The sequence below is a fragment of the Amylibacter marinus genome, assembly GCF_030160015.1.
Taxonomy (GTDB): domain Bacteria; phylum Pseudomonadota; class Alphaproteobacteria; order Rhodobacterales; family Rhodobacteraceae; genus Amylibacter; species Amylibacter marinus.
The window spans coordinates 24,375-50,014 of record NZ_BSNN01000002.1 but is presented as its reverse complement, the minus strand read 5'-3'; the positions used below and the strand labels follow the sequence as shown (position 1 = coordinate 50,014).

31 protein-coding genes are annotated in these 25,640 nt (G+C 52.6%); 17 read left to right on the top strand and 14 right to left on the bottom strand.

Features of this window, described 5'->3' with window-relative positions; genetic code table 11:
- Positions 1–17: 17 nt before the first annotated feature.
- Positions 18–1,955, top strand: a complete 1,938-nt coding sequence (locus QQL62_RS01045; RefSeq protein WP_284375316.1) for an acyl CoA:acetate/3-ketoacid CoA transferase — start codon at positions 18–20, stop codon at positions 1,953–1,955.
- Here the strand turns inward: QQL62_RS01045 and QQL62_RS01040 are convergent.
- Complete coding sequence (locus tag QQL62_RS01040; protein ID WP_284375314.1) at positions 1,952–2,986, bottom strand: sensor histidine kinase; 1,035 nt, start codon at positions 2,984–2,986, stop codon at positions 1,952–1,954. The genes QQL62_RS01045 and QQL62_RS01040 overlap by 4 nt on opposite strands.
- Positions 2,987–2,995: 9 nt before the next feature.
- Positions 2,996–3,442, bottom strand: coding sequence for a VOC family protein (locus QQL62_RS01035; RefSeq protein WP_284375312.1), 447 nt, complete (start codon positions 3,440–3,442; stop codon positions 2,996–2,998).
- A gap of 163 nt (positions 3,443–3,605) precedes the next feature.
- On the opposite strand from QQL62_RS01035, the gene QQL62_RS01030 reads away from it, so the two are divergent.
- Together QQL62_RS01030 and QQL62_RS01025 are read left to right on the top strand one after the other, a co-directional pair.
- Complete coding sequence (locus QQL62_RS01030; protein WP_284375310.1) at positions 3,606–4,751, top strand: T6SS phospholipase effector Tle1-like catalytic domain-containing protein; 1,146 nt, start codon at positions 3,606–3,608, stop codon at positions 4,749–4,751.
- Between the two features lie 24 nt (positions 4,752–4,775).
- On the top strand, positions 4,776–5,087 hold the full coding sequence (locus tag QQL62_RS01025) for a hypothetical protein (protein ID WP_284375308.1): 312 nt from the start codon (positions 4,776–4,778) through the stop codon (positions 5,085–5,087).
- 33 nt (positions 5,088–5,120) lie between these two features.
- Here the strand turns inward: QQL62_RS01025 and QQL62_RS01020 are convergent, their stop codons facing one another.
- The 5 genes from QQL62_RS01020 to QQL62_RS01000 all read right to left on the bottom strand — a co-directional run bounded on the left by QQL62_RS01020 (position 5,121) and on the right by QQL62_RS01000 (position 8,789).
- Positions 5,121–5,720 (bottom strand): TadE/TadG family type IV pilus assembly protein, encoded by a 600-nt coding sequence (locus QQL62_RS01020; RefSeq protein ID WP_284375306.1) that lies wholly within the window; start codon positions 5,718–5,720, stop codon positions 5,121–5,123.
- A 9-nt stretch (positions 5,721–5,729) separates the two neighbouring features.
- Entirely contained in the window at positions 5,730–6,326 is a 597-nt protein-coding gene (locus tag QQL62_RS01015) for a TadE/TadG family type IV pilus assembly protein (protein ID WP_284375304.1), read from the bottom strand.
- Between the two features lies 1 nt (position 6,327).
- Positions 6,328–7,869: a pilus assembly protein TadG-related protein gene (locus QQL62_RS01010; RefSeq protein WP_284375302.1), complete on the bottom strand. Its 1,542-nt coding sequence runs from the start codon at positions 7,867–7,869 to the stop codon at positions 6,328–6,330.
- 333 nt (positions 7,870–8,202) lie between these two features.
- Positions 8,203–8,580 carry a hypothetical protein gene (locus tag QQL62_RS01005; RefSeq protein ID WP_284375300.1) on the bottom strand — a complete coding sequence of 126 codons (378 nt, stop codon included), beginning with the start codon at positions 8,578–8,580 and terminating at the stop codon, positions 8,203–8,205.
- 56 nt (positions 8,581–8,636) lie between these two features.
- A complete protein-coding gene (locus QQL62_RS01000) occupies positions 8,637–8,789 on the bottom strand; it encodes a hypothetical protein (RefSeq protein ID WP_284375298.1) in 153 nt (50 codons plus the stop codon).
- 167 nt (positions 8,790–8,956) lie between these two features.
- On the opposite strand from QQL62_RS01000, the gene QQL62_RS00995 reads away from it, so the two are divergent.
- The 3 genes from QQL62_RS00995 (at position 8,957) to QQL62_RS00985 (ending at position 10,038) form a co-directional block, all read left to right on the top strand.
- A complete protein-coding gene (locus tag QQL62_RS00995; RefSeq protein ID WP_284375296.1) occupies positions 8,957–9,274 on the top strand; it encodes a hypothetical protein in 318 nt (105 codons plus the stop codon).
- An 83-nt stretch (positions 9,275–9,357) separates the two neighbouring features.
- Positions 9,358–9,672 carry a hypothetical protein gene (locus QQL62_RS00990; protein ID WP_284375294.1) on the top strand — a complete coding sequence of 105 codons (315 nt, stop codon included), beginning with the start codon at positions 9,358–9,360 and terminating at the stop codon, positions 9,670–9,672.
- 18 nt (positions 9,673–9,690) lie between these two features.
- Entirely contained in the window at positions 9,691–10,038 is a 348-nt protein-coding gene (locus tag QQL62_RS00985) for a hypothetical protein (protein ID WP_284375291.1), read from the top strand.
- Here QQL62_RS00985 and QQL62_RS00980 read toward each other — a convergent pair whose 3' ends face one another.
- Complete coding sequence (locus QQL62_RS00980) at positions 10,039–10,590, bottom strand: PhnA domain-containing protein (RefSeq protein WP_431355736.1); 552 nt, start codon at positions 10,588–10,590, stop codon at positions 10,039–10,041. It lies immediately after the preceding gene.
- Positions 10,591–10,735: 145 nt separating this feature from the next.
- Here QQL62_RS00980 and QQL62_RS00975 point away from each other — a divergent pair, with 145 nt between their 5' ends.
- Positions 10,736–10,882, top strand: a complete 147-nt coding sequence (locus tag QQL62_RS00975) for an entericidin A/B family lipoprotein (RefSeq protein WP_284375287.1) — start codon at positions 10,736–10,738, stop codon at positions 10,880–10,882.
- A gap of 78 nt (positions 10,883–10,960) precedes the next feature.
- On the opposite strand, the gene QQL62_RS00970 is transcribed toward QQL62_RS00975, so the two are convergent.
- Positions 10,961–11,218, bottom strand: a complete 258-nt coding sequence (locus QQL62_RS00970) for a hypothetical protein (RefSeq protein WP_284375285.1) — start codon at positions 11,216–11,218, stop codon at positions 10,961–10,963.
- Positions 11,219–11,398: 180 nt separating this feature from the next.
- Positions 11,399–13,198, bottom strand: coding sequence for a translation elongation factor 4 (gene lepA / locus QQL62_RS00965; protein ID WP_284375283.1), 1,800 nt, complete (start codon positions 13,196–13,198; stop codon positions 11,399–11,401).
- Positions 13,199–13,362: 164 nt separating this feature from the next.
- On the opposite strand from lepA, the gene QQL62_RS00960 reads away from it, so the two are divergent.
- Positions 13,363–13,668, top strand: coding sequence for a hypothetical protein (locus tag QQL62_RS00960; RefSeq protein ID WP_284375280.1), 306 nt, complete (start codon positions 13,363–13,365; stop codon positions 13,666–13,668).
- Here the strand turns inward: QQL62_RS00960 and QQL62_RS00955 are convergent.
- Positions 13,665–14,120, bottom strand: coding sequence for a low molecular weight protein-tyrosine-phosphatase (locus QQL62_RS00955; RefSeq protein WP_284375278.1), 456 nt, complete (start codon positions 14,118–14,120; stop codon positions 13,665–13,667). The two genes, QQL62_RS00960 and QQL62_RS00955, sit on opposite strands and share 4 nt — an antisense overlap.
- Before the next feature lie 123 nt (positions 14,121–14,243).
- Between QQL62_RS00955 and alr the strand changes: the two genes are divergently transcribed.
- From alr to QQL62_RS00915, 8 genes are all read left to right on the top strand, one after another.
- Entirely contained in the window at positions 14,244–15,281 is a 1,038-nt protein-coding gene (gene alr, locus QQL62_RS00950) for an alanine racemase (RefSeq protein WP_284375276.1), read from the top strand.
- Between the two features lie 2 nt (positions 15,282–15,283).
- On the top strand, positions 15,284–16,063 hold the full coding sequence (locus tag QQL62_RS00945; protein WP_284375274.1) for an MlaE family ABC transporter permease: 780 nt from the start codon (positions 15,284–15,286) through the stop codon (positions 16,061–16,063).
- Positions 16,063–16,809 (top strand): ABC transporter ATP-binding protein, encoded by a 747-nt coding sequence (locus QQL62_RS00940; protein WP_284375272.1) that lies wholly within the window; start codon positions 16,063–16,065, stop codon positions 16,807–16,809. The genes QQL62_RS00945 and QQL62_RS00940 overlap by 1 nt, the downstream gene beginning before the upstream one ends.
- Positions 16,809–17,288, top strand: a complete 480-nt coding sequence (locus QQL62_RS00935) for a paraquat-inducible protein A (RefSeq protein ID WP_284375270.1) — start codon at positions 16,809–16,811, stop codon at positions 17,286–17,288. The genes QQL62_RS00940 and QQL62_RS00935 overlap by 1 nt, the downstream gene beginning before the upstream one ends.
- 42 nt (positions 17,289–17,330) lie before the next feature.
- A complete protein-coding gene (radA, locus tag QQL62_RS00930) occupies positions 17,331–18,704 on the top strand; it encodes a DNA repair protein RadA (RefSeq protein WP_284375268.1) in 1,374 nt (457 codons plus the stop codon).
- Positions 18,705–18,724: 20 nt separating this feature from the next.
- A complete protein-coding gene (locus QQL62_RS00925; RefSeq protein ID WP_284375266.1) occupies positions 18,725–19,333 on the top strand; it encodes a CvpA family protein in 609 nt (202 codons plus the stop codon).
- A 91-nt stretch (positions 19,334–19,424) separates the two neighbouring features.
- Positions 19,425–20,897, top strand: a complete 1,473-nt coding sequence (purF, locus tag QQL62_RS00920) for an amidophosphoribosyltransferase (RefSeq protein ID WP_284375263.1) — start codon at positions 19,425–19,427, stop codon at positions 20,895–20,897.
- 2 nt (positions 20,898–20,899) lie between these two features.
- Positions 20,900–21,556: an SDR family NAD(P)-dependent oxidoreductase gene (locus QQL62_RS00915; protein WP_284375261.1), complete on the top strand. Its 657-nt coding sequence runs from the start codon at positions 20,900–20,902 to the stop codon at positions 21,554–21,556.
- On the opposite strand, the gene QQL62_RS00910 is transcribed toward QQL62_RS00915, so the two are convergent.
- The 3 genes from QQL62_RS00910 to rpmB form a co-directional block, all read right to left on the bottom strand.
- A complete protein-coding gene (locus tag QQL62_RS00910) occupies positions 21,553–22,029 on the bottom strand; it encodes a hypothetical protein (protein WP_284375259.1) in 477 nt (158 codons plus the stop codon). The two genes, QQL62_RS00915 and QQL62_RS00910, sit on opposite strands and share 4 nt — an antisense overlap.
- Before the next feature lie 20 nt (positions 22,030–22,049).
- Positions 22,050–22,532, bottom strand: a complete 483-nt coding sequence (locus tag QQL62_RS00905; RefSeq protein ID WP_284375257.1) for a copper chaperone PCu(A)C — start codon at positions 22,530–22,532, stop codon at positions 22,050–22,052.
- A 95-nt stretch (positions 22,533–22,627) separates the two neighbouring features.
- Positions 22,628–22,915 carry a 50S ribosomal protein L28 gene (rpmB, locus tag QQL62_RS00900; protein WP_284375255.1) on the bottom strand — a complete coding sequence of 96 codons (288 nt, stop codon included), beginning with the start codon at positions 22,913–22,915 and terminating at the stop codon, positions 22,628–22,630.
- A gap of 190 nt (positions 22,916–23,105) precedes the next feature.
- Between rpmB and hrpB the strand changes: the two genes are divergently transcribed.
- Positions 23,106–25,568 (top strand): ATP-dependent helicase HrpB, encoded by a 2,463-nt coding sequence (gene hrpB, locus QQL62_RS00895; protein ID WP_284375252.1) that lies wholly within the window; start codon positions 23,106–23,108, stop codon positions 25,566–25,568.
- Positions 25,569–25,640 lie beyond the last annotated feature (72 nt).

Sequence of the window (25,640 nt, the reverse complement as noted above, 5' to 3'; positions counted from 1 at the left end):
ACAAAAGGGAGGCTACTATGGTCGACAAGGTCGTATCACTGGAAGATGCAGTCGCAGTCATCAAAGATGGGGACACGGTTTGTGTCTCTGGGTTTGTGGGTATTGGCACGCCCGAGGCGTTGGTGCGCGGGCTGGCCGATCGCTATCGAGATCAGGCAGAGCCGCGCGATCTATCGCTGTTGTTTGCCGCAGCGCCGGGCGATGGCAAAGATGCAGGCCTGAATCGCTTGGCGCAGGATGGGCTAGTGAAACGTGCCATCGGCGGCCACTGGTCTTTGGTGCCGCGCCTTGGGAAAATGGCGGTAGAGAATAGGATCGCCGCCTATAACCTGCCGTTGGGCTGTATTTCACAGCTGTACCGAGAGATCGCCGGTGGCAAACCGGGTATGTTTTCAAAGGTGGGCCTAAACACATTTGTCGATCCGCGCCACATTGGTGGGGCGATCAATGAACTATCCACAGAAAAGCTGGTAGAGCTAAAGGATCTGGACGGTGAAGAGTGGCTGTTCTATCGCTCGATCCCAATCGATGTAGCCTTTATTCGTGGCACCACCGCGGATAAATACGGCAATATCACCATGGAACGCGAGGCCCTGACACTGGATATGCTCTCTATCGCTCAGGCAGCCAAAAACTCTGGTGGCTTGGTGATTGCGCAGGTCGAACGTCTGGCCGCAGAAGGCTCGATGAACCCGCGCGAAGTGGTCGTTGCCGGCAATTTTGTTGATTGTGTGGTGGTCGCGGATCCCTCTGAACACATGCAAACCTATGACACCACCTATAATCATGCCTTCACTGGCCGCCTCAAAGGTGTGGTGGACGAGCTGCCCCCCATGCCCTTTTCTGATCGCAAAATTATTGCGCGCCGTGCGGCCATGGAGTTGCCGATTAACGGTGTCGTAAACCTAGGCATTGGCATGCCAGAGGGTGTGGGTGCCGTGGCCAACGAAGAAGAGATACTGGATCACATCACCCTCACAACAGAGGCAGGCGTTCTGGGAGGGGTGCCGCAATCTGGCCTGGATTTTGGCGCGGCGATCAATGCTAATTCCGTCACCCAAACCAATCAAATGTTTGATTTTTATGATGGCGGCGGGCTGGACTTGGCCTGTCTGGGCATGGCCGAAGTCGATGCCAAGGGCAATGTAAATGTCAGCAGGTTTAAGGATCGCTTTGCCGGTGCTGGCGGGTTTATCAACATCAGCCAGAACGCCCGAAAGCTAATATTTGTTGGCACATTCACGGCCCGTGGCCTGCGTATAGAATGCCCTGATGGCACAATGCAGATTACCCAAGAAGGCACGATGCAGAAGTTCATCCCAGAGGTCGAACAGGTCACTTTCAACGGCGAATATGCAGCCCAACAGGGCCAAGAGGTTCTATATATCACAGAGCGATGCGTATTGCGCCTCACCGAGGCCGGTCTGGAATTAGCCGAAGTCGCCCCAGGTATCGATATCGAACGCGATATTCTGGCCCACATGGCCTTTAGGCCAATTATTAATTCGCCCAAGATCATGGACCCTGCACTTTTTGCAGACAAACCGATGAAGCTGCGCAACAGCCTAATCAATGTTAAAATGGAAGATCGCCTAACCTATGACGAGACAACAAATACTGTTTTCATCAATCTGGCCGGCACCTCGATCAACACCAAGGCTGATCTGGACGAGCACTATACGGTCATGCATCGCTTCTTCGGTGATCTGGGGAAGAAGGTTAATATCATTTCCAACTTTGATGGCCGCGTGATCGCGCCCAAATTGCGTGGGCTCTATGCGGATTTCCAAGCAGAGCTAGAGACCCAGTACTTCCTAAAGGCCGCACGATATACCACATCGGCCTTCCTACGCCAGAAAATGGGTCAAGACCTAAAAGCACGAAAATTACAGCCGCATATTTTCGAAACTGCCAAAGAGGCAGCGGCCTATATTCGAGACCAAGATCAAGCCTAATGCTCGGCGATGGGCAGGTATACAGAAAATACACTGCCCTCGCCTACCTCTGATGTGATCTTCATCCAGCCACGGTGGCGGATCAAAATATGCTTTACAATTGCCAGCCCTAACCCCGTGCCCCCCTGCGAGCGCGAGCGCCCCTTATCGATGCGGTAAAACCGCTCGGTCAGGCGCGGAATATGCGCAGGCTCGATGCCATCGCCGTGGTCGCGAATGCAAATACACACATGCGAATGCGGGGCATTCTCTGGGCAGAAATCGATCGCCACCGACGTGCCCTGATGTGAATATTTCACCGCATTTTCGATTAAATTCTGGAAAACCTGCGTCAACTCATCGCCATCCCCAAGAACCAATGGAATGTTGTTGCATAGATTGTGCTCAATGTTCACTTTGTTTTGCTCGGCCAATCCAGACAGAGATGACGTGACCTGAGCCAAAACCTTTTGAACATCTATCGCTTGTGTTGGGGCCACACGTTCGCTGGATTGCAATTTAGACAAGGACAGCAAATCTGCGATCAGACGCGCCATACGGCCCGCCTCTAGGTCCATTAGATCTAGGAACCGTTTGGTGGCCACAGCATCGCCCTGCGCCGCCGTTTGTAGCGTCTCGATGAAGCCCGAAATGGCCGTTAGAGGCGAGCGCAACTCGTGACTGACATTGGCCACAAAATCATGACGCATCTGCTCGGCCTCTTGAATATGCGAAATATCCTCAAAGCTGAGCACACAGCTGGGTGCGCCGCCGCGCTCATCATCCAAACGCGAAAGAGATACGCGAAACGAGGTTGGCACCACCTCTTGTAAGGTGATGGTCACCGTCTCGTTTGGCGCCCCCTCTAAAACCTTTTTCAGCGCCTTGCGGCATTTTTTAGATGAAATAACCTCTTTGAACTCTTGTCCAGTTTGCGCATCCACATAGCGCGCCCGTGCGGCCTTGTTCATAAAGCTGATATTCTTCTTCTGGTTCACAACGAACACAGGCAAGAATAACCCGTTTAGAATATATCGAACAGATTTTTTCATCGCCGGTTCCTACCAACTGCCGTTGTTTTCCATGCTGGCCCATGGCTCCTGGGGGGGCAATGGTTCGCCATCTTGGATCAGCTCAATAGAGATGTTGTCAGGGGATTTAACAAAGGCCATGTACCCATCACGCGGCGGACGGTTGATCACCACACCTGCATCCTTTAGGCGCTGACAGCTGGCGTAAATATCATCCACACGGTAGGCCAGATGCCCCCAAGACCGTCCCGTTTGCAGTGGCTCTGCCTCACCATCCCAGTTAAAGGTCAATTCTAGCTCGGGGGCCTGTGTCGCTTGTGCGCTGGCTTTGTCTTTGGGGGCCGCTAGGAATATCAGGGTAAAGCGCCCGGCGGGATAATCCTTGCGACGCACCTCTATTAGGCCAAATTTGGTACACCAAAAGTCTAGACTAGCGTCTATATCTGTAACCCGAACCATTGTATGAGCAAATCGCATTTCCCACTCCTGCGCTGTTGTAAAACCTCTGCACAGCTTTGTCCTAGTCATGGGCGAAAAACAACCCGGTATCACAACCAGGGATCACAATTCGTAGGAAAAATCACATGCGCAGGAAAAAATAAATGTGATACTCTGTTACGAAGTTTAAATTGGAGATTTTATGATGGCTGGTAAAAATATTGCCCTATTTTTTGACGGAACATGGAATAAACCCAAAACCAACACGAACGTTTTCGAAGGCTATGATCAAATTGCCCAGAACACCAGCCAATCAAACGGCAGGCAGGTGACCAAATACATCAAAGGCGTGGGGGTCGAACGATTTACATGGATTCGCGGCGGAGCGTTTGGCAAAGGTGTTCAAGCAAATATCCTAGAGGGTTATAAATTTCTAGCCAAGCATTACGAACCCGGTGACAATATCTATCTGTTCGGATTCTCGCGCGGATCCTATACCGCGCGATCATTGGGGGGGATGATTGTGCGTTATGGGTTATCAAACAATACTGCAGAGCTCTCGGCTGATCAGGTGTTTCAATATTATACGCGCAGAAAACTCGCTCGCCAAATCAGCGTGCTAAAACGCATAGACGCCGCCGAGCATACACCAGCCGAGCGCCAAATCATGGCCCATTCCAAACGCGTGAATATTCAGTTTATGGGCTTGTGGGATACTGTGGGGATGATCGGTGTCCCCAAGGGAGATAGGTTTGGATTGAACACCAAGCATAAGTTCCACCACCAAAACGTATCCACCCTGTATAAAAACATCGCCCATGCGTTGTCGATTAATGAAAACCGCAAGCTGTATAAACCCACTCTGTTTTTCAAATATGCCCCAGATAATCTCTCACCTGAGGAAAAAAAACGAGAGCTAGACCGTATAACCCCCAGCATAGAACAGCGCTGGTTTGCTGGCAGCCACGGATGTGTTGGCGGATCCAAGGGCAATACCTATGAAAAAATCCCTCTAAACTGGGTTTTCACCCAAGCGCAGGCAGCGGGGCTGTTAATTCAGAAACCGGTCGATCTATCCGACGCATCCCCGAGTGGAAGAATCGAAGACAGCTTTGCTAGTGGGATTATCGGAGTTATCCGTAACCTTGGGCGCCGGCATCATCGCCCTATTGGGCGCGGCGTGATCAAGGGCGATAATTTCACTCTGACCTGCCTATGCGAGGTGATTGATAAATCAGTGTTTCAGAGATGTGCAGCTGATACCAGCTATCGCCCCAAGAATCTTGTTGACTGGGCGAATGCCAAAGGCATTGATCTTAGCAACACTTCGGGGGATAAACCTGTCTGAAACCATTTATGCGAGCCTTGAACCATGAGCTTTTTCCACACTGTCGTCTTGTTCTTTGCATTGGCTTTAGCTTTTGGTTGGATGGTTGATCGCCAGTACGGGGCAAGATTAGATCAGGCCAGACATGCGCTCTATACGGTTATGGGCCTGGGGCTTGTATTGGTGATCCTATGGACATTGTTACAGATGATCCTCGCCCTACCGGCTGTGGCCTCTATTTTCCCGCTAGAGGCATGCTTCCTTGGGGTAATCTTTGCCCTTGGATCCAAGGGGGGTTACCGAACCTTGAAAGAGCGTAGCAAGTTGAAGAAGCTGGGTACAAAAAAGCAGGGCTAAGCCCTGCTTTTCATAAACTAATGTGATAAAATCCTACGCGTCGGGATCCGCATCTGGATCATCTGTTTCTACGCCATCATCGGTGGCGGTGGATGCGTCTGGGAAATCGGTATTGCTCAGCTTCGCTGAAAACCGCGAAACAGAACCAATCGTGTTCTCAAATGTCATCGGATCTAGCCCGACCCAGTCAAATAGAGGGGTAAACGGGCGAAATGTTTCAACAACCAGAATATACTCGCCATCGGTCAACTGAGGAATATGGCTGGTAATATCAGACAGCTGATGCGGGGTCTGTGCTGGTGGATTGGGCGGCCAGTGCCACTTCATTTCCAAGCCATCCGTTGCATCGTTGTAAACACTGCTAACCCGGATCGAACTTTGAGCGAAATCCTCGCTTTGGGATACGCTATCAAATACACCGTCCAAGGCATCGATAAATGCATTGTCCACCTCAGTTTGGCGCGACAACATATCAGAAACAGCATAGCTGGCCTTTTTGGCCTTCATCCAGCCATGAATGCCTTGGAAAAACACAAATGTACCAGCAAACCATAGAAATAGCGCAGGAACCAACATCATGAATTCCAGCGTAACTACACCGCGCTTGTCGGATAAATATGACTTTAATCTCATCACTGTCTCCTAGTTTGGCTCGTTAATATAGGCACTATCCACCACCAACGCGATCCCGCCACTGGGATCAAGCTTGAGCGGCATAGAGTAATTTGCGGGCAAAATTGGATCAACCACAACACAGGCCCGCATAAACATAATATCGCGAGCATCGGCCACATTGCGTGCCCCGGCATCAACCGTGGGAATTCCCAGATTGGGGTCAATATCATCGGTGCGATCAACACATTGGGCGGCAGTATTGGGGATACCAGTGCTGGAATCCACTGGGCGCAACTCTAAATACAGATTCTCATCGCAATCTTTGATCATTGCAGTTTCATCGCAAATCTTGGTTTTGATATACTCATGCTTTGCCAGATTGGTATCATAGGCCTCAGGTACGCCATACAGGCGTAATTCGCGCGCCGCAATATCTACACCACGCTCCAGCATAATCCAACGGAGCATGATAAATCCGGTTTCAATCATCCAAAATAGGATGAACAGAAACAGCGTAGACGCCACCACCATTTCTAGCGATGTCGCCCCGCGTTGATCTTCGGAAAATCGCTTGAATAGAGACGCATCCCGCAAAAGGTAACGCCATTTTTTAAAGGCAAGCATCCTATTGAACCAACTTCAGTTTCTCAATCACGCCGCCAATTTCAGCAAAGATTCCGCCGATGGTTTCGGGATCACCCTCGTGATAATAGGCCGAACTGGTTGCACAATCTTCCAATGCATCCTGACCATCCTCTGAAGCAGAATAGGCAATAGAGAACACGATAATCTGATTGTCCTTCGCCGCAGCACAAATATCCGATAGGCGATCGTTCTTCTCACTATTGTTTAGGTGGTAATCCCAGAAATGCCACCACTTACCACCCTTGCGGCGGGTATAGCCCTTAACGGATACCCGGCCCCACATCTCGGTCCATGACATGCGATCCCAAGAGCTGCCGCTTTCAAAATTGAACGATACTGCTTCGGTACTCCTGTTAATCCAAACAGGGGAATTAGCAGTATTGCTCGTATAGGAATTTTTTACGCGATACTGCGTTGTGTTTTGGCCATCAGTCATCACCACTAAAACCTTTAGCGTCACCTCATCACCTGAAACCACGGGCCGTCCAATGAAACCAGGATCCACCGCTTGGCGGTTCGTCGCGGTTACCTCGCCGGTTTCCGCATTGGTCTCCCACATTCCCGCAAGGGCGGTCAAAACCGGCTGTGCAGAGCTGTCCAACAAGGCAGTACCCCATTTCACACCAAGATCAATCGATGTATTCCCCCGAGCTTGTAGATTGTTAATCTGTGTGGTCAGAGCGTTTAGGTCTTTCGACCAAGGCGTAATTTCTGCAAATGTTTCTGGTCGGCAATAGGGGCTGGTCAAATATCCAACCGTCGTACCATATCCTGAGGTATCGGTGTAGTCGTCAGAATTTGAATATCCCATATGTACCGCCTGATCCATGCGGCTAACCGAAAATCCAGTTTCCTCAAAGGCCTGTTCATCCCACTCGGCACAATAAGAATAATCATGATCTGAATTCTCGTCACCAGTCACCAGTTCGAACAGTGTCTCACCTGCATTCACCTGCATATTATAGGGGATCAAGGAGATAGAAACACGGTTTGGGTTATCCGCATCATTCGCATCCAACAAATTCGTAACAAAGCTTACGGCCGCCGGTTTCAAATTGGTCAATCGGCCACCGTTCCCCATTGATCCTGAAATATCCAAAACCAAGGATACCTCTACATGGGGTACACGTTCTTGCGCCGCCGAGCGTACGACCAAATCCAGATCACTTACCCCAAACATATGCATGAAGAAGGTATCCATGTTGCTGGTAGCCTGTGCTTCGATGTGACGATAGGTGATGCTGTTGACCTCGTTCAATGCAACAACATCATATTTCACATCCAAACCTGCAGCGACCATATAGCGATCAACAATCACGCTTGCATCTTCGGTCTGGCGCAAACTGGCCGCGGCCAATGTGGCATTATCCAAATGGGTCTGGATCTCTGCACGGCTCGCCTCATATCGGGCCACATCAATCGCGATCCCAGCAAAGGCGATCATCGTCGTAAATGTCAAAACCACGAACAAGGTCATCGACCCGCTCTGATCCGAAATGAATTTACATATTTTCTTCAACATCATTGAACCCCAACGTAAAAACGACCCATAAATCTATACAGCAATCGTACTCTATTCGTACCTGACCATTTCACCATATATTTAAAATGTCTTCCACAGGAAAATCAATAGTATAGCCATGGCAGTGGTATACCCTATATATCGCCTTGAAATATGTTCAAAATGTGGCAACCCACCGCAATGCACGCAATAGATACCGCCAAACATCGGCAAATCACGCAAAAGTTGTCGCAGGTAACCCAAAGTTTATCACATTCATGCCAACGTGACGCTTGGTCAGACAAATTCGGCGCGAATTAGCTAAGTGATTCTCGCGATTATCTCTCTCTGGGGTTAATATAGGCCTAAATAATACCCGCCGCCAAAAATCAACGCCGCCGCGCCCATCAGCTTGGCCAGAACTAAGCCAACCCAACCAACCATCACCCCTTGATAATCGTTCGGCTGAACCTCAACTTGATCGGCTGCGGTAAGAATGCGCCGTTTTGCGTTTGAAACCTGTTGTGCATCAACACGCTTGCGCAGCTTAGGGTGGCGCAAATTATGCTCGGCTTCTTCGATGATCGCTGCATCGGCCACCACTGTTTTCGGCAATTTGTGCTTGTTTTTACGCAGTTGACTAGCGAATCCCCCTTTGCTGGAAAATTTATCCGCCAGCTTTTGTGATACATCCGACTTGGTTTTTTCAATTTCGCTGGAATCCAACTTCACGCTCCTTGTGCTGAGTCCAGCATAGGCCCAGATCGTGATCCATTCAAGCCATTGCCCTAGGGGTGGTGCACCTCGTCCATATCGCCGCCCTCCTGTTGGGCCAGTCGGAAATTCTCTACCGTAGGCCCTGTGGCCTTGACCTCTTTCCCAATCGTTCCAGCACCCCAGCATGCTACAGCTAGCCCAACTATCATCGCCAATGTTCTCATATGCCACCTCCGCGCCCGAAGCTACTATGCGCGCGCTAGTAAATCATGCCAAATATAGGAAAAATTCCCATCAAATTAGTGCAAGTAGCGGCACCAATAGTTGATGGCACCTTTACATGGCCCACTCAGCCCCTAAGATACCTTCAAAATTTGCAAAGGGATCCCCGATGAACCGCATCTACTCTGCCATATTGTTTTTCCTGATTGCCCCGATGGCACAGGCCAATCTATCAAACCAAGAGCAATGCGATGCCGCTGAACAGCTTGATCATTTAGACGGAGTTAGCAACGCGCAATGCGTCTGTATCTATCAGCAATCCGATATTCACATGACGCCGGAAATGAAACAGGCCGTGCAACAGGCGCAATTGGCGGGCGTTTCCCCCTACGAGGGGCTGCTACAGGTTGCCCCTGAATCCGAATTGCTGCCCATTATGCAAAAATTCGGTCTGGCCATACAGGCAGAATGCGGTATCAGCGGATAACCGCAACCGTTAAAGGTGTAATTGACCTTAACAGCAACGGCAGTGTACTCTCCCCCCACAACAGATAGTCTTGAGGACAAATTATGAAAACAGTGATTTTAGCAGGTTTTATGGTTGCGACCGCCAGCGCATCCTTTGCCCAGCAAACCAACGAAGAATTCTGCGCCGCAGTAAAAGAAAGTGGTAATGGCATTGGAATGCCAACCAAGCTGTGCGTCTGCATGCAAGATCAGATGGATGCCCACCTTGAAGATGACGTCAAGGCCGCGTTAAATCGCGTGATGCTTTCCGGTGGCACAGAAATCGAAACATTCACCCGCCTATCCGAGCGCCCCAACTTTGAAGGCGACATGGAAGCATATGGTGCAGCCGTTGGCGCCAAATGCGCGGTGAACTAAGACAGCGAAAGAAACGTCATGACCCTTATTCCCGTCAAACTTATTTCAACAACAGCGGCGCTCGCCTGCCTTGCTGGCGCCGCCTTCGCGCAATCAAATAGTGAAATCTGTGCCAAAGCAGCACAGGTTAACCCCAATGAGGAAGTCAGCACAGATGATTGCCATTGCTCACTTGCACAAATGGAAACCACCCTATCGCCAGAGCTGAAAGAAGCAGCAACATTGGCAATGATTTCCGAAAAGTCCAAAGAGAGCGAAATTATGTTCGAGGCTATGCAGTCTATGAAGCCGGGCGAATTCACCTCGCAAATCGGCGCCTACCTAAAGGCGTTGGAAACCGAATGTGAAATCGATATCACCCAATAATCATTTCTTTTTAACGAACTCGGTCAGTATCACAATTCGCTGACCCTCTACCCTGCCTTCAATATGGGCAGGGTTATCAACAACCAAGGATATCCCGCGCACTGCTGTGCCGCGCTTGGCAGTAAAGCCCGCCCCTTTTACAGGCAAATCCTTGATCAAAACCACATTATCCCCTGCATTCAGCACCGCACCATTACTGTCTTTATGCGCGCTGTCGCGAAGCGCACCGACCTCGGCCCAACGACGGGTCGCATCCTCCATATATATCTGATCAAGTAGATCACGCGCCCAGGCCTGATCCGACAATCGATCCAGCATCCGCCACGCCATCACCTGTACAGGCGCATGTTCCGACCACATGGCGCTGCCTAAACAGCGCATATGATTGGTATCAATATCCCCCTCAATCATGTCTCGACATACACCGCACAACAAAATCCCACGATTGGCCGTGCCATCCGCATCTGGCCCCACAGCCATAGGTGCCAAATCATCGCTGGCGGTACAAAACTCGCATTTCGCCCCCGCCCTTGCCATCAAAACATTTAACATTATCCCACCTCTCGTTACCCCCGACCTAGCCGCGAAACCAACGCAATGAAAGCACAATTCCCAAACCCGCCGAAATATAATTCCACTGCCCCAGAGAATTGAATATCGGGGGTAATCTGCTATTACTGAGAAAAAAGAGGCCCACATGAAAAATTATATGAAATCGCTGATCTGCATCGGACTTATCTGCACCCTAAGCGCCTGTGCCACGGTGGATGGTGTAGGGCGCGATCTAAACAGTGCCGGTCGCGCAATATCTAACTCTGCGCAAAAGGTTGGTGATGCCCTATAGGGCACCGCCAATTGGCCAGTAGTCGGTAATCAGGGCAGGAGAATACGGAGTTTCCCGCGCCCCGACAGCACCACGAGCTTATCGTTTTTGGCAAATAATGCGGTCGTCCAAAGCCACGTCGCGATAGATATTACAGTTATCATCGTCATCATCACTGCTAGCGACCAAGGCGATAGCGACACCCAAAATCAGCAATGGGATTAGAATACCATTTGCGGAGGATCCTTCTGCCGCTGGTTCGATGATTTCTTCAACCGCTGGATCGGTCAGCGTCCCCGCCTGTGTCGCTGTAACGGATAATGCCACAATTGATAGGCTTAGTAGTAGGTTTTTCATAATTGTCCCCTTATGAAATTTGTGAAAATGCAAATAAAAGCACCATCACCTTTTATACTTTGAAGACAAAAATTTAAATTAACTTTTTCTTAAGTTGGTAAATAACAGAAGTTTTTCATCAAGGACTCGTCTAAAAACACACCCTAGATTGCATCACACTTAGCCTTTGCAATCCTACGTCTAGCTATCCATCTTCAATGCCGAAATAAACGCCTCTTGTGGGATGTCTACCTTACCGAATTGACGCATGCGTTTTTTACCCGCCTTTTGCTTATCCAACAATTTACGTTTGCGCGACATATCCCCGCCATAACATTTTGCGGTCACATCTTTTCGCAATGCACTTAGGGTTTCACGGGCAATAATACGCCCGCCCAGCGCTGCTTGGATTGGGATTTTAAACTGGTGTTGCGGGATCAAGTCTTTCAACTTTTCTACCATCGCCCGCCCGCGCGCATCGGCGCGATCGCGGTGCACCATTGTAGATAGCGCATCCACAGGCTCCTCGTTTACCAGAATTTGCATTTTCATAAGGAAATCCTGACGATAGCCCTCCATCGTGTAATCAAACGAGGCATATCCCTTGGTCACAGATTTCAAACGATCATAGAAATCGAATACCACCTCGTTCAATGGCAGATCATAGACCACCATGGCCCGTGTGCCCGCATAGGTCAGATCCTCTTGAATCCCGCGGCGGTCTTGGCACAGCTTTAGCACATCGCCCAGATACTCATCCGGCACCAAAATAGTCGCTTTAATGCGCGGCTCTTCGATGTGATCGATATGGGTGGGGTCTGGCATATCGGCTGGGTTATGCAACTCGATCAGCTCGCCATCGCGCATATGGATATGGTAGATCACAGAGGGGGCGGTGGTGATTAAATCAATGTCATACTCCCGCTCTAGGCGGTCGCGGATCACCTCGAGGTGCAACAATCCCAAAAATCCACAGCGAAACCCGAAGCCAAGTGCCGCCGAGGTTTCCATTTCTGAACTAAAGCTCGCATCATTCAGAGACAGTTTGGCAATAGCCTCGCGTAGATCTTCGAATTGGGCATTGTCCACAGGGAACAACCCACAAAAGACCACTGGCTGTGCTGGGGCAAAACCAGGCAATGCTTCTTCGCAGCCCTTTTTCTCGTGGGTGATAGTATCACCAACACGCGTATCGGATACTTGCTTGATTGATGCCGTCAGGAACCCCATCTCGCCAGGGCCAAGCACATCAATGTTTTCCATTTGCGGGCGGAACACGCCAATGCGATCCACAGGATATGTGGCATTGGTGTTCATCATTCGAATTTTATCGCCCTTTTTTATCTTGCCATCGATCACGCGGATCAACACCACAACACCCAAATAAGGGTCATACCAACTGTCCACCAGCATCGCCTTTAGGGGCGCATCAATATCGCCTGTTGGCGCGGGCAAACGATTCACAATCGCCTCGAGAACATCAGGGATCCCTACACCGGTCTTGGCAGAAATATGCACAGAATCCGTGGCATCAATGCCAATCACATCCTCAATCTGCTCTGCCACACGATCAGGCTCTGCGGCGGGCAAGTCGACCTTGTTCAACACTGGCACAATCTCGTGATCCGCCTCTAGGGCGTGATACACATTGGCCAAGGTCTGTGCCTCAACACCTTGAGACGCATCCACAACCAATAATGATCCTTCTACAGCCTTCATTGAGCGGCTGACCTCATAGGCGAAATCCACGTGACCAGGGGTATCGATCAGGTTCAGCGTGTAGGTCTCGCCATCATTCGCATTGTATTCAATACGCACCGAGTTCGCCTTGATGGTGATCCCGCGTTCCTTTTCGATATCCATTGTATCCAAAATTTGCGCTTCCATGTCGCGATCCGCCACGGTGCCCGTGGATTGGATCAGCCGATCGGCCAGCGTCGATTTACCGTGGTCGATATGCGCCACGATGGAAAAATTGCGGATTTTGGTTATATCAGTCATAATTGCGGATATGATATGGTTTTCAGGTCTGGTCAAGAGACCATAGCCCTGCAAAGCTAATTCAGCGCGATTAACACTGTTGCAAAACTGACTCTTGCCACAATTGTGCCCCTTTGGCATCATAGCAAAACAAGATGCGAAAAAATCGCACGAAAGAGGCAGATATGAAAAAAACAGCAATGATTATCGGGCTTTCTCTGGCGCTAGGCACCAGTTCCGTCCCCCTATACGCAGGCAAAATTCAATCCGCCTGCCTGAAATCAGACCGCCGCGTTGATCGCGCCACATGCTCCTGTATCCAACAGGTCGCCAACGCCAAGCTCAGCAACAGCGATCAATCCTTGGCGGCAAAGTTTTTCAAAAACCCGCAATTGGCCCAGGACACCCGCCAATCCGATGTCCGATCCAAAGAACGGTTTTGGAAACGCTATAAGGAATTTGGTGAACTGGCGCAGATGCATTGCGGCTAGGTTTCAGCGTCTAGCACCCTGCCCACGCCCAGCTCGATCAGATCCAATACCTGTTCGAAATTATTCTCATAATAGGGGTCAGGCACATCTCTCAAATCCTGATCCACTGCATAGTCCAGAAAGCGGCGCACCTTTGCCCGCGCGCCCTCTGGCATAACCGCCCGTGTGTCGTGGAGATTGGCTTGATCCATACAGAGGATCAGATCAAAGTCGCTGAAATCCTGCGCTGATAATTTGCGCGAAACCTGACCCGTAAAATCATATCCCCGCGCCTCTGCTACGCGGCGCGACCGCGGATCGGGATCGGCACCAATATGATAGCCCCCCGTTCCCGCACTCTCTACCACCAAATCCAATCCGCGCGCCTGTGCCATCGCGCGCAAAACCGCCTCGGCCGTAGGAGAACGGCAAATATTTCCCAAACACACAAATAGAATCCGCCCAGCACTCATCTCGTTCTCCTCTTTTGGGCAATCTTCCAGATCGAACATAAATTTGAAAGCCCAATGTGGTAAAAACCGTCCCAATGCGGCCTCTGCCCTTGACCTTCCCTACCCGCCTATGGCCAATGGGGCATGAGCACATCGACCCTACATATCAATCTAAACAATCTCTGTCAGAACTGGCGCGATTTAGATGCACAGTCTGCCCCCCACGTAGAAACCGCTGCCGTCGTTAAGGCCGACGGCTATGGACTAGGCAGTGCACAAGTCGCCACCGCCCTACAAAAGGCAGGCGCAAACAGCTTCTTCGTAGCCCTGCCATCCGAGGGCGCGGTCCTGCGCAAGGCCTTGGGAAATGCCGCTAAAATCTATGTTTTTAGCGGCATGATGCTAAGTGATGCGAAAACCCTGCACGATCACAAACTGATCCCCATGCTTAACGCCCCCGAACAAATGATGCGCTTTCGCACAGAATTACCCGATGCGGATTTCGGCATTCAGCTGGATACAGGCATGAACCGGCTAGGGATGGAGGCCAATGAATTCGCGCCCCACCGTGATAGCGCCCAAAACGCCCAATTGATCATCAGCCACCTCGCCTGTGCTGACACCCCCGATCATCCGCAAAACCGCGCGCAATTGGCCGAATTTCATGCCCTGACCGATGGCCTATCTGCGCGCCGCTCGCTGGCGGCAACGGGGGGGACGTTGCTGGGGGCTGAGTATCACTTTGACCTGTGCCGCCCGGGCATTGGTCTTTATGGTGGGCACCCGTTCACAAATGCCGCCCCCGTGGCCACTCTCTCAATTCCCGTGATCCAAACCCGCGTGGTCGCAGCGGGCGAAACAGTAGGCTATTCTGCCACTTGGGTTGCCCAGCGCAACAGCCGCGTTGCTACAATCGCCGCAGGCTATGCTGATGGGTTGATCCGCGCCATGGGAGGCGGGGATATCTGCCTCTTTGCTGATGGAATACCCTGTCCGATTATTGGGCGGGTCTCGATGGATTTAATTACCGTTGATGTTACTGATTTAGACCATGTTCCGGATCAGATGGATCTGCTGACAGAGACGCAGACCATCGAGCACTTGGCCGACGCCGCTGGCACCATCGGTTATGAAATCCTTACCAATCTCGGGGCGCGTTACGCCCGTAATTACGCAGGTTAATCATGCAGTTAATCGAACGATCATTGGGCGCCATTGGGGCCGCAACCCTTGGATTTTGCACCACTATTGGACGCGTTATCCTGTTTGCGTTGCGCGCCACGTCGCATATATTTCGCCCGCCTTTCTATGGGCGCGAGCTGGCACAACAGCTTATGCAAATTGGCTACTTTTCTTTGCCCGTTGTAGGGTTGACGGCCCTGTTCACAGGTGCGGCCCTTGCACTGCAAATCTATTCAGGTGGCGCGCGGTTTAATGCCGAGGCGGTGGTGCCCTCGATCGTGGCCATCGGTATGGTGCGCGAGCTGGGCCCGGTTTTGGGCGGCCTGATGGTGGCGGGGCGTGTGGCCTCCTCGATTGCCGCAGAACTGGGCACTATGCGGGTGACCGAGCAAATAGATGCCCTGACCACACTGTCAACCAACCCGATGAAATATCTGGTGGCCCCGCGCCTTGCTGCGGCCACATTGGCCATGCCGGTCTTGGTGGCGGTCGGCGATACCATCGGCATTATGGGTGGTTATCTGGTGGGCACCAATCGGCTGGGCTTTAACGCCAGCGCCTATGTCCAGAACACCACCGATTTCTTGCAATTTCAGGACATCGCCAGCGGCCTTGCCAAGGCGGCGGTCTTTGGGTTTATCGTGGCCCTGATGGGGTGCTACCATGGCTATAACTCTGGGCGTGGCGCGGCTGGTGTGGGGCGCGCCACCATCAATGCAGTGGTTTCTGCTAGCGTAATGATCCTGGCCGCCAACTATATCCTGACGGAGGCATTTTTCTAATGATCGATATCAAAGGCGTACATAAATCATTTGGGGCACACCATGTATTGCAGGGTGTGAATATGAAAATCGCCAAAGGCGAAAGTATGGTAATCATCGGCGGATCTGGCACTGGTAAATCCGTGCTGCTAAAATGCATCCTTGGCCTAGAGACCCCCGATGCCGGCAGCATTCTGGTCTACGGTCAAGAGGCCGACCAAGGCGACCGCGATGCCTTCTTGGCACGTTTTGGCATGCTGTTTCAGGGGGCGGCGCTGTTTGACAGCCTGCCAGTTTGGCAAAACGTGGCCTTTCGCCTGCTGCGCGGTGCGGGGAAACTCTCAAAAACAGATGCCCGTGATCTGGCGGTGGAAAAGCTACGCCGCGTGGGGTTGCGCGCCGATGTGGCCGATAAATTCCCCGCCGAACTATCAGGCGGCATGCAAAAGCGCGTAGGGCTGGCCCGCGCCATTGCCGCCGACCCAGAAATTATCTTTTTTGATGAACCCACCACTGGCCTAGACCCCATCATGTCTGGCGTTATCAATGAATTGATCCGCGAGATCGTGGTAGAAATGGGCGCAACAGCCATGACCATTACCCACGATATGTCGTCTGTACGCGCCATCGCTGATAAGGTGGCCATGCTACACGACGGCGCGGTGCAATGGTCTGGCCCAATTGCCAAGCTTGAAACATCTGGCAACCCTTATTTAGATCAATTCCTGCATGGCCGCGCCGAGGGGCCTATAGAGGCGGTGCGCTGATGCCCTTGGGCTTCCCCAAAACCGCAACCCCTGCGCAAATGCGAACCCGCCTGCTGATCGGCGCTAACCTGTCCCTGTTGATCCTCTTCCCCATTGCATGGTTCGCCCCCCTGTTGCGCGCTGGCCTACTGCCACTGTTCAAACTCAAGGAAATCAGCGTGATTTCAGGCATCAATAGCCTGCTTGAAAAGGATATATTCCTTGCAATCATCGTCATCCTCTTTGCACTGGTCGCCCCCATGCTCAAGGTGCTGGGCACCACCGCACTACAGCTAAACCGCGCCCCTGCCCGCCTGATCCCCGCCCTGCAAATCATGGGGAAATTCGCCATGGCTGATATTTTTCTGATCGCCATGTATATCGTGGTGGCCAAAGGCGTGGGCGTGGGGCGCCTAGAGGTAGGCTGGGGGTTATACCTCTTCACCGCCTGTGTTCTAACCAGCTTGGTTATTTCCCTGATGTTGGATAAAAAGAGCTAGTCTTTTCTTGCCCTTAAGGCCGCTTTGGGGCAGAACCATCGCATGGTAAAAACAACACTCACCTACACCTGTACCAATTGCAGTGCCACCCATAAAAAATGGGCCGGACGGTGTGATGGATGCGGCGAATGGAATACCATCCGCGAAGAGGCCCCCCTTGCCGCTGGCCCCAAGGGCAAAACGCTGGGATCCAGCAAAGGGCGCAAAGTGCCCCTGTCAGATCTGGCCACAGTCGATGCCCCCCTGCCGCGTGCCACCTGCGGCATTGGCGAATTTGATCGCGTGTTGGGAGGTGGGCTGGTGCCCGCCAGTGCCATTTTGGTGGGCGGTGATCCGGGCATCGGCAAATCGACGCTGCTGTTACAGGCGGCGGCAGAGTTTGCCCGCTCAGGCAAAAAGGCTATCTATATTTCCGGCGAAGAGGCCTCTAGCCAAATCCGTATGCGTGCGCAACGCCTTGGCCTTACGGATGCACCGGTAAAATTGGCCACAGAAACCAACCTGCGCGATATTTTAACCACGCTAGAGGATGAAAAACCAGATCTAGCCATCATCGATTCCGTGCAAACCATGTGGGCTGATCACGTCGACAGCGCCCCGGGTTCAGTATCCCAAGTGCGCGCCACCGCGCACGAGCTAACCACATTTGCCAAAAAGCGCGGTGTTGCGGTGATTTTGGTGGGCCATGTGACCAAAGAGGGCCAACTAGCCGGCCCGCGCGTGGTGGAACATATGGTCGATACTGTTTTGTATTTCGAGGGCGAGCGTGGCCACCAGTTCCGCATCCTGCGCGCGGTCAAGAACCGCTTTGGCGCCGCGGACGAGATCGGGGTGTTCGAGATGACAGGCGCAGGACTGGCGCAGGTCTCCAATCCATCGGAATTGTTCCTCTCGGAACGTGACACCCAAACCGCAGGATCTGTTGTCTTCGCGGGGATAGAGGGCTCGCGCCCCTTGCTTGTGGAAATTCAGGCACTGGTTGCGCCCTCGCCGCTGGCCACGCCGCGCCGATCGGTAATTGGTTGGGATGGGGCGCGCCTGTCGATGATCTTGGCGGTGCTGGAATCGCGGGTTGGCATCAGCTTTGCTGGCCAAGACGTCTATCTAAATATTGCCGGGGGGCTGCGCATTTCTGAGCCCGCCGCTGATCTAGCGGTCGCGGCGGCATTGATATCTGCGCGCCAAGACATTGCCTTGGCCTCGGACACCGTCGTTTTTGGAGAAATTAGCCTCTCAGGGGCATTGCGCCCTATCTCTCAGGCCGAAAATAGGATTAAAGAGGCACAGAAATTAGGTTTTTCAACTATTTTCGCACCTTCGAGGATGAAATTGCCCAGCGAATCGGGCATGAAGGTAGAGAAATTCGATGGTGTAGACGCCTTCGTTGAAAGATGTTTTGGGGCTATAGACGCTTAAACAGTGTAAGGGGATACTGAATGGAAGGTTTCACACTTGTCGACGCAGGGTCGGGGATAATCCTCCTTCTCTCCGCAATACTTGCATATTCGCGCGGTTTTGTACGCGAGATTTTGTCAATCGCAGGCTGGTTTGTGGCGGCCATCGTTGCCTTCATCTTTGCACCACAAGTAGAGCCCTTGATCCGCGAGGTCCCGATCCTATCGGATATCTTGGGCGAGAATTGCGAATTGTCGGTGATCGCCGCCTTCTTCATCGTCTTTGCGGGTACGCTGATTATCGAGGCAATCTTTACCCCCCTATTCGCAGGCGCCGTCCAGCGCTCCGTGCTTAGTGGTTTTGATCAGGGACTTGGATTTTTGTTTGGTATGCTGCGCGGGGTTCTTCTTATCTTGGCGGCATTGGTGGCCTATGCTTTCTTCGAGGCAGATTTCCCAATTGTAAACGAGTCAAAGACTGTTGAATTGCTGGCAGAAACTCAGGTGAAAATCCAAGACATGATTCAGCGCGATTACGAGGCCGGCAAAGAAGGCGTATACGCCTGGGGTCAATCAAAATACACCGAGTTGACCACAACCTGTAGTGCCAATGCCGCCAAAGACGATCTACCAAAGGTAACCGGCAACTAAGAATAATTACCAAAACGCCTATAGGGCGGGTGACTCCTTGTGTTCCCTGCCCTATATAACGCTCAGCTGCTAACATCTGCGAGTCATTGCCATGCGTCTGTCGGACACCGAACCGTTCCTGCCCCATCCCTTTGATCATAACAAACGCAAAGAAGAATGCGGAATATACGGTGTGATCGGCGTAAAAGACGCCGCCAATTTCGTAGCTCTAGGTCTGCATGCCCTACAGCATCGCGGCCAAGAGGCCGGTGGCATCGTCGCCTATGACCACGAGACCGGATTTAACTCCGCCCGTCGCTTTGGATATGTTCGCGATCATTTTACCAAAAAATCGCTGATGGAAACATTACCGGGCGATAATGCCTTGGGCCATGTACGCTATTCCACCGCGGGCGCTAAGGGCAATACAGCTATTCGCGACGTTCAACCCTTCTTTGGGGAATTTTCCTTGGGCGGCTGTGCTATTGCCCATAACGGCAACCTGACCAATGCCGATAGCCTGCGCAAAGAATTGATCAACCGCGGTTCAATTTTCCAAAGCTCGTCAGACAGCGAATGTATCATTCACCTGATGGCGCGTTCGATCCATAAAAACCATACCAACCGCATCAAAGATGCCCTTAGCCGTGTCGAGGGGGCCTTTGCAGTTATTGCCATGACCCGCACAAAACTTATCGGTGTGCGGGATCCGCGCGGCGTGCGCCCACTGGTGCTAGGCCAAATTGGTGATGGCTATGTGCTTAGCTCGGAAACCTGTGCGCTGGATATTATCGGTGCCCAATTGGTGCGTGAAATCGAACCGGGCGAGATGATTGTGATCGGCCCAGAGGGTATAGAAAGCAGCTTCCCCTTCGAGCGGGTCAGCCCCCGCCCCTGTATTTTCGAGAAGGTTTATTTCTCTCGTCCAGACAGCATCTTGGGTGGGCAATCAGTCTATGAAACCCGCCGCCAGATCGGCATCGAGCTGGCCAAGGAAAGCCCCGCGGATGTGGATCTGATCTGTCCAGTGCCCGATTCTGGCACACCTGCTGCTATTGGTTTTAGCCATGAAAGCGGCATCCCCTATGGCATGGGCATCATCCGTAACTCTTACATGGGCCGCACCTTTATCGAGCCCTCAGAGCAAATCCGCAACATGGGCGTGCGGTTAAAGTTGAATGTAAACCGCGCGCTGATCGAGGGTAAGCGGGTGATCTTGGTAGATGACTCGGTGGTGCGCGGCACCACCAGCCTAAAAATCAAAGAAATGATTCTGGATGCGGGCGCCAAAGAGGTTCATTTCCGAATCGCATCTCCCCCCACCATGTGGCCATGTTTTTATGGTGTAGATACGCCAGATCGCGAACAGTTACTGGCGGCAACCATGACCGAAGAGCAAATGCGCGAACATATGGGCGTTGCCAGCCTGAAGTTCATCTCGATCAATGGCCTGTATCGTGCCTGCGGTGTAAAATCAGGGCGCAACGCTACATCTCCTGAATACTGTGATGCCTGCTTCTCTGGTGAATACCCTGTAGAACCCCGCGATCAAATCGCCAAGGGTTTTGAAATGGCGGCAGAATAACCATGGCGGAACAAGGCGACAATCTGGCGCTGATCACCGGCGCCTCGCGTGGGTTGGGGGCTGCGCTGGCTGTAGAAATAGCCAAGAAGGATATCCATGTCATCGCCGTGGCCCGCACTGTGGGCGCATTGGAAGAAATTGATGATCTTATTCAAGCGGCAGGTGGAACTGCAACCTTGGTGCCCATGGATATCACCGACGAGGAGGCCCAAAAGCGGCTGTGTATTTCCATACATGAACGTTGGGGTGGCTTGGATATTTGGGCGCATTGTGCCATTCATGCGGCGCCCTTGGCTCCTGCCAGCCATATTGCAGACAGCGACTGGCAAAAAACCATCACCCAGAATATCACTGCAACTGGACGCCTAATTACCAATATTGAACCCCTGCTAACCGCACGCAAAGGCACTGCGGTGCATATGATTGATAAGAACGCAGGCCAGAAATTTTTCGGCGCCTATGGTACCAGCAAGGCGGCGCAAGATGCGTTGTTTTCCAGTTGGGCCAAAGAAAGCGAGAGCACCGGGCCACGCATCATCGGGTTTACCCCCGAGCCGATGCCCACGGCCACACGTGCTCGATTTTACCCCGGCGAGGATCGCGCCGCCTTAAATAGCTGTGAAAGTCAGGCCCAGAGGTTGGTAGGTCTGTTGGCCTAGCCCCGTAGTATTCGCACTGATCGGCCCAAGAAGCTGCCTGAGACGAGCGATACGATTGCCACAAACACCACAACAAAGGGCACACCTTGAGCTGCCGACGGGCTAATGGCGCTGATCGTGCCATTAGCGAAATTGGCCCAAAAAATAACCATCAGACTGATCATCGGCAACCATTCCCCTTGTAGGCGCACCCGTCCCTCGGCGCGCTCTAAAATCAGCCCCGCCTGACGGCGATACACCCAATAGGCCCCAATAGAATAGCCGATACCATAGATGGGCCAAACGAGGATTTGCGGATCCAGCGCCAATATCCCCTGTAGCGATATCAGCGCCAGCAAGGGCAGAAAATAAAATGGAACAAGAGATGTCCACCGGGTGCGCGCGGTGATCAAGCCAAGAGCGATCAACCCCACCAACAAGGGCCAAACCCACAGAGGAGCACCGTTTAAAATTCCTGTGAATAGATCACTCATAGTTGGAAATCCAATAGGCCCTAATGGGCGTGTTTGGCCTTGCGGTTATTATCCACAGTGACCTCTAGAATGATTTCACCGGCGTTTTCAAACACCAAGGTAAGCGGGATTTTCTGCCCATCAACCAAGGGACGCTGTAGCCCCATAAGCATCACATGCGCGCCACCGCGCTTTAGCGCAAATTCTGCCCCTGCCTCGATAGCAAAGCCTTCCATTAAATGCACCATTTGCGCCACGCCATTGGCATCGATTTTATGGGTATGCAACATCAAGTGATGCGCAACATCGGATTTGGCTGCAATTAAGCGATCATTCTTTTGTGTGCCGTTTTTCAAAACGAAAAACGCAGCACCGGTTTTTGCGCTTGGGCTAGAGGCGCGCGCATAAGCATCCACAACAGCCATTTCACCAGACCGTGTACATGGTCCATAGGCAAAAACCCAAGAAATCGCCAAAATAATCAGCATCACAATGCTAAAAGGTATCAAAGAAATACGCTTCATCTCTATATCCAATTTAAATCTGAAAACATGGTCATCAAATAGCAAAAAGCCCCGCGAGGTGCGAGGCCTTTAATCGGTTCAATTGGTCGCAAGACTTATGCTGCGGCAGTTGCCTTAGCAATGTCTTTTTTCACTTTCAGAGCTTTGTCTGATAGCTCAGCATCTTTTGCTTTGGCCAAGAAGGCATCTAGACCACCACGGTGATCAACAGTGCGCAACGCAGCAGCAGAGATTTTGAATTTGTAAGTTTGACCAAGGGTCTCACTTGCCAAAGTAACATCATTCAGATTGGGCAGGAAACGACGGCGCGTGCGGTTTTTCGCGTGGCTTACGTTATTGCCGGTCATCGGGCCTTTGCCAGTTAGTTCACAACGACGAGACATGTTTTCTTCCTCGGGTTTTCGGGGTTCAGCCCCAGTGGCCAAACGCAATTGATATAACAGAGCCGTGCAATAGGCCCATATGACACGAAGGTCAAGGGATTCTCATAACTTCCATAGATGTTTTATCCCGTCGCGCAGTTTTGTGCAATTTATGGTCAACATAGCGTTCGTTTTCCCCTATCTATGCCCCATGACCCAGTTTGCCTTCCCTTTACCAATCGATGATGTTTTGGATGATGTGATCCAGAAAATGCGTCAGCACACCCAATGCGTGCTACAGGCCCCACCAGGGGCTGGTAAAACCACCCGAATCCCCATCGCGTTGGAATCAGCGGAGATTTTTAGCGGCAAGATACTGATGCTGGAGCCGCGCCGCCTTGCCGCGCGCGGGGCCGCTACCCGCCTTGCACAACATTACGGCGATGCCTTGGGTCAAACTGTGGGCTATCGCATGCGCGGCGACAGCAAGACCAGCGCAATAACCAAGATCGAGGTGATCACCGAGGGTATTCTAACCCGTATGATTCAATCCGACCCAGAGCTTACGGGCGTGTCCTGTGTGATCTTTGATGAATTCCACGAGCGGAGCCTGAACGCCGATTTGGGGCTGGCCTTGTGCTTGGAAATACGCACAGCGCTGCGCGATGATCTGGCAATATTGGTGATGTCCGCCACCTTGGATGCGGCCCCAGTTGCCGCCCTAATGGGGGATGCGCCGATTGTGACCTCGCAGGGGAAATCATACCCCGTAACCCCCCACCATCTTGCGCGCCCATGGGCACAGCCCAATCAACGCGGCTATGGGTTCGTACAGGCCATGGCCGCCCTGATCGAAACCGCCGCCGCCGAAACCACGGGCAGTATATTGGCCTTTCTGCCTGGCGAGGGCGAAATCCGGCGCGTACAGGCCCTGCTAGAGCCGCGCCTAAAACCCATCCACATCCACCCGCTGTTTGGAGCCATGCCTTTTGCGGACCAGCGCCGCGCCATCGAGCCCAGCACATCGCGCAAGTTGGTCTTGGCCACATCTATTGCCGAGACCTCCCTGACCATCGAGGATATCCGCGTGGTGGTGGATGGCGGTCAGGCGCGGCGCGCGCGCTTTGATGCAGGATCGGGCATGTCACGCCTTGTAACCGAGCGCGTAACGCGCGCCGAGGCCACCCAGCGCATGGGGCGCGCGGGCCGCGTATCGGCAGGCACATGCTACAAGATGTGGACCAAAGGAGAAGAAGGCGGCCTATTGCCATTTGCCCCGCCAGAAATTCACAGCAGTGACCTATCGGCACTGGTGTTAGAACTAGCCGCATGGGGCACCGATGATCCCAGTGCCATGCCATTTTTGGATCAGCCCCGCCCCACAGATTTCAGCGCTGCACAGGATGTTTTACGCCAGTTGGGGGCGTTAGATCAGGGCAACCGCCTAACCAAAGCGGGCGAGGAAATGGCCCGCCTGCCAGTGCATCCGCGTATGGCCAAGGTCTTGCTATCAGCACAGCGCGAGGCCCCCCGCGCCGTGGCCTTGATGGAGGCGCGCGATATTCTGACCAGCGCTGACAGTGGTGATTTGACCCTGCGCTGGAAGGCCCTGAATAATCCGCGCGAAGTCCCTCGGGTGAATTTAGCCGCCCGCAAACGAGTGCTGGAAACCGCCAAGCGGCTGAAGGGCACAGGTACCGATAATCTAAGCCTCGCACAGATGGCGGCACTGGCCTATCCGGATCGCATCGGGTTGCGCCGCACGGGTAAGGGCGCGCGCTATTTGCTATCTGGTGGCAGGGGGGCAGAGGTTGCGGATGGCGACCCATTGGGGGCATCGCGCATGATTGTGGCCACGGATCTGGATGGGGGCGGTGCGAATGCGCGCCTGCGCTTGGGCATCGCGATCACCGAGGCTGAGGTGCTTGGGCTATACCCAGAGCGTATTGAGACCCGCCAGAGGTGCATCTGGTCAAAACGCGAGCGGCGGGTGTTGGCGCAAGAGGAGGTCTGTTTTGGGGCCTTGGTATTAAGCGCCAAGAATTGGAAGGATTGTGACGGCGCTGCGATCGGCGCGGCCATGTTAGACGGCGTGTTGGATCTGGGGCTGGACTGTTTACCATGGAGCAAGGCATCACGCCTGTATCTGGCGCGTATCAATCGATTGGTGTCGGAGGGGGCGGATTTACCGGATTGTTCCCCCGACGCCTTGGCCCTACGCGCCCAGGAGTGGCTGTTGCCACATCTGTCTGGGATCAAGACCATGGACGCTCTAGCAAAGCTGGACATGGGGATGATCGTGCAGGGGCTGCTGGATTGGGGGCAAAACGAGCTGCTAAACCAGCTGGCCCCTGCCCATATCTTGGCCCCGACGGGCACCAAGCTGATGGTGGATTACGCCAGCGAGCCGCCGCGCATATCTGTGCGCTTGCAAGAGCTGTTTGGGATGACAACCCATCCTACGATTGGCCCCAAGCGCACGGCGCTATTGATTGAGTTACTGTCGCCTGCGCACCGCCCTGTGCAGACCACCGCAGATTTACCAAATTTTTGGGCGACATCCTATGCTGACGTGCGCAAAGATATGCGCGGGCGCTACCCGCGCCATCCATGGCCCGAGAACCCTGCAGAGGCAGAACCAACACGACGTGTAAAACACCCGCGCAAAAGATAGATCTGCCAAAGCTTGAGAATACGCTACGCTCAACATGCCCTGTGCAACACACCCCGCCCAAACGAAAAACGC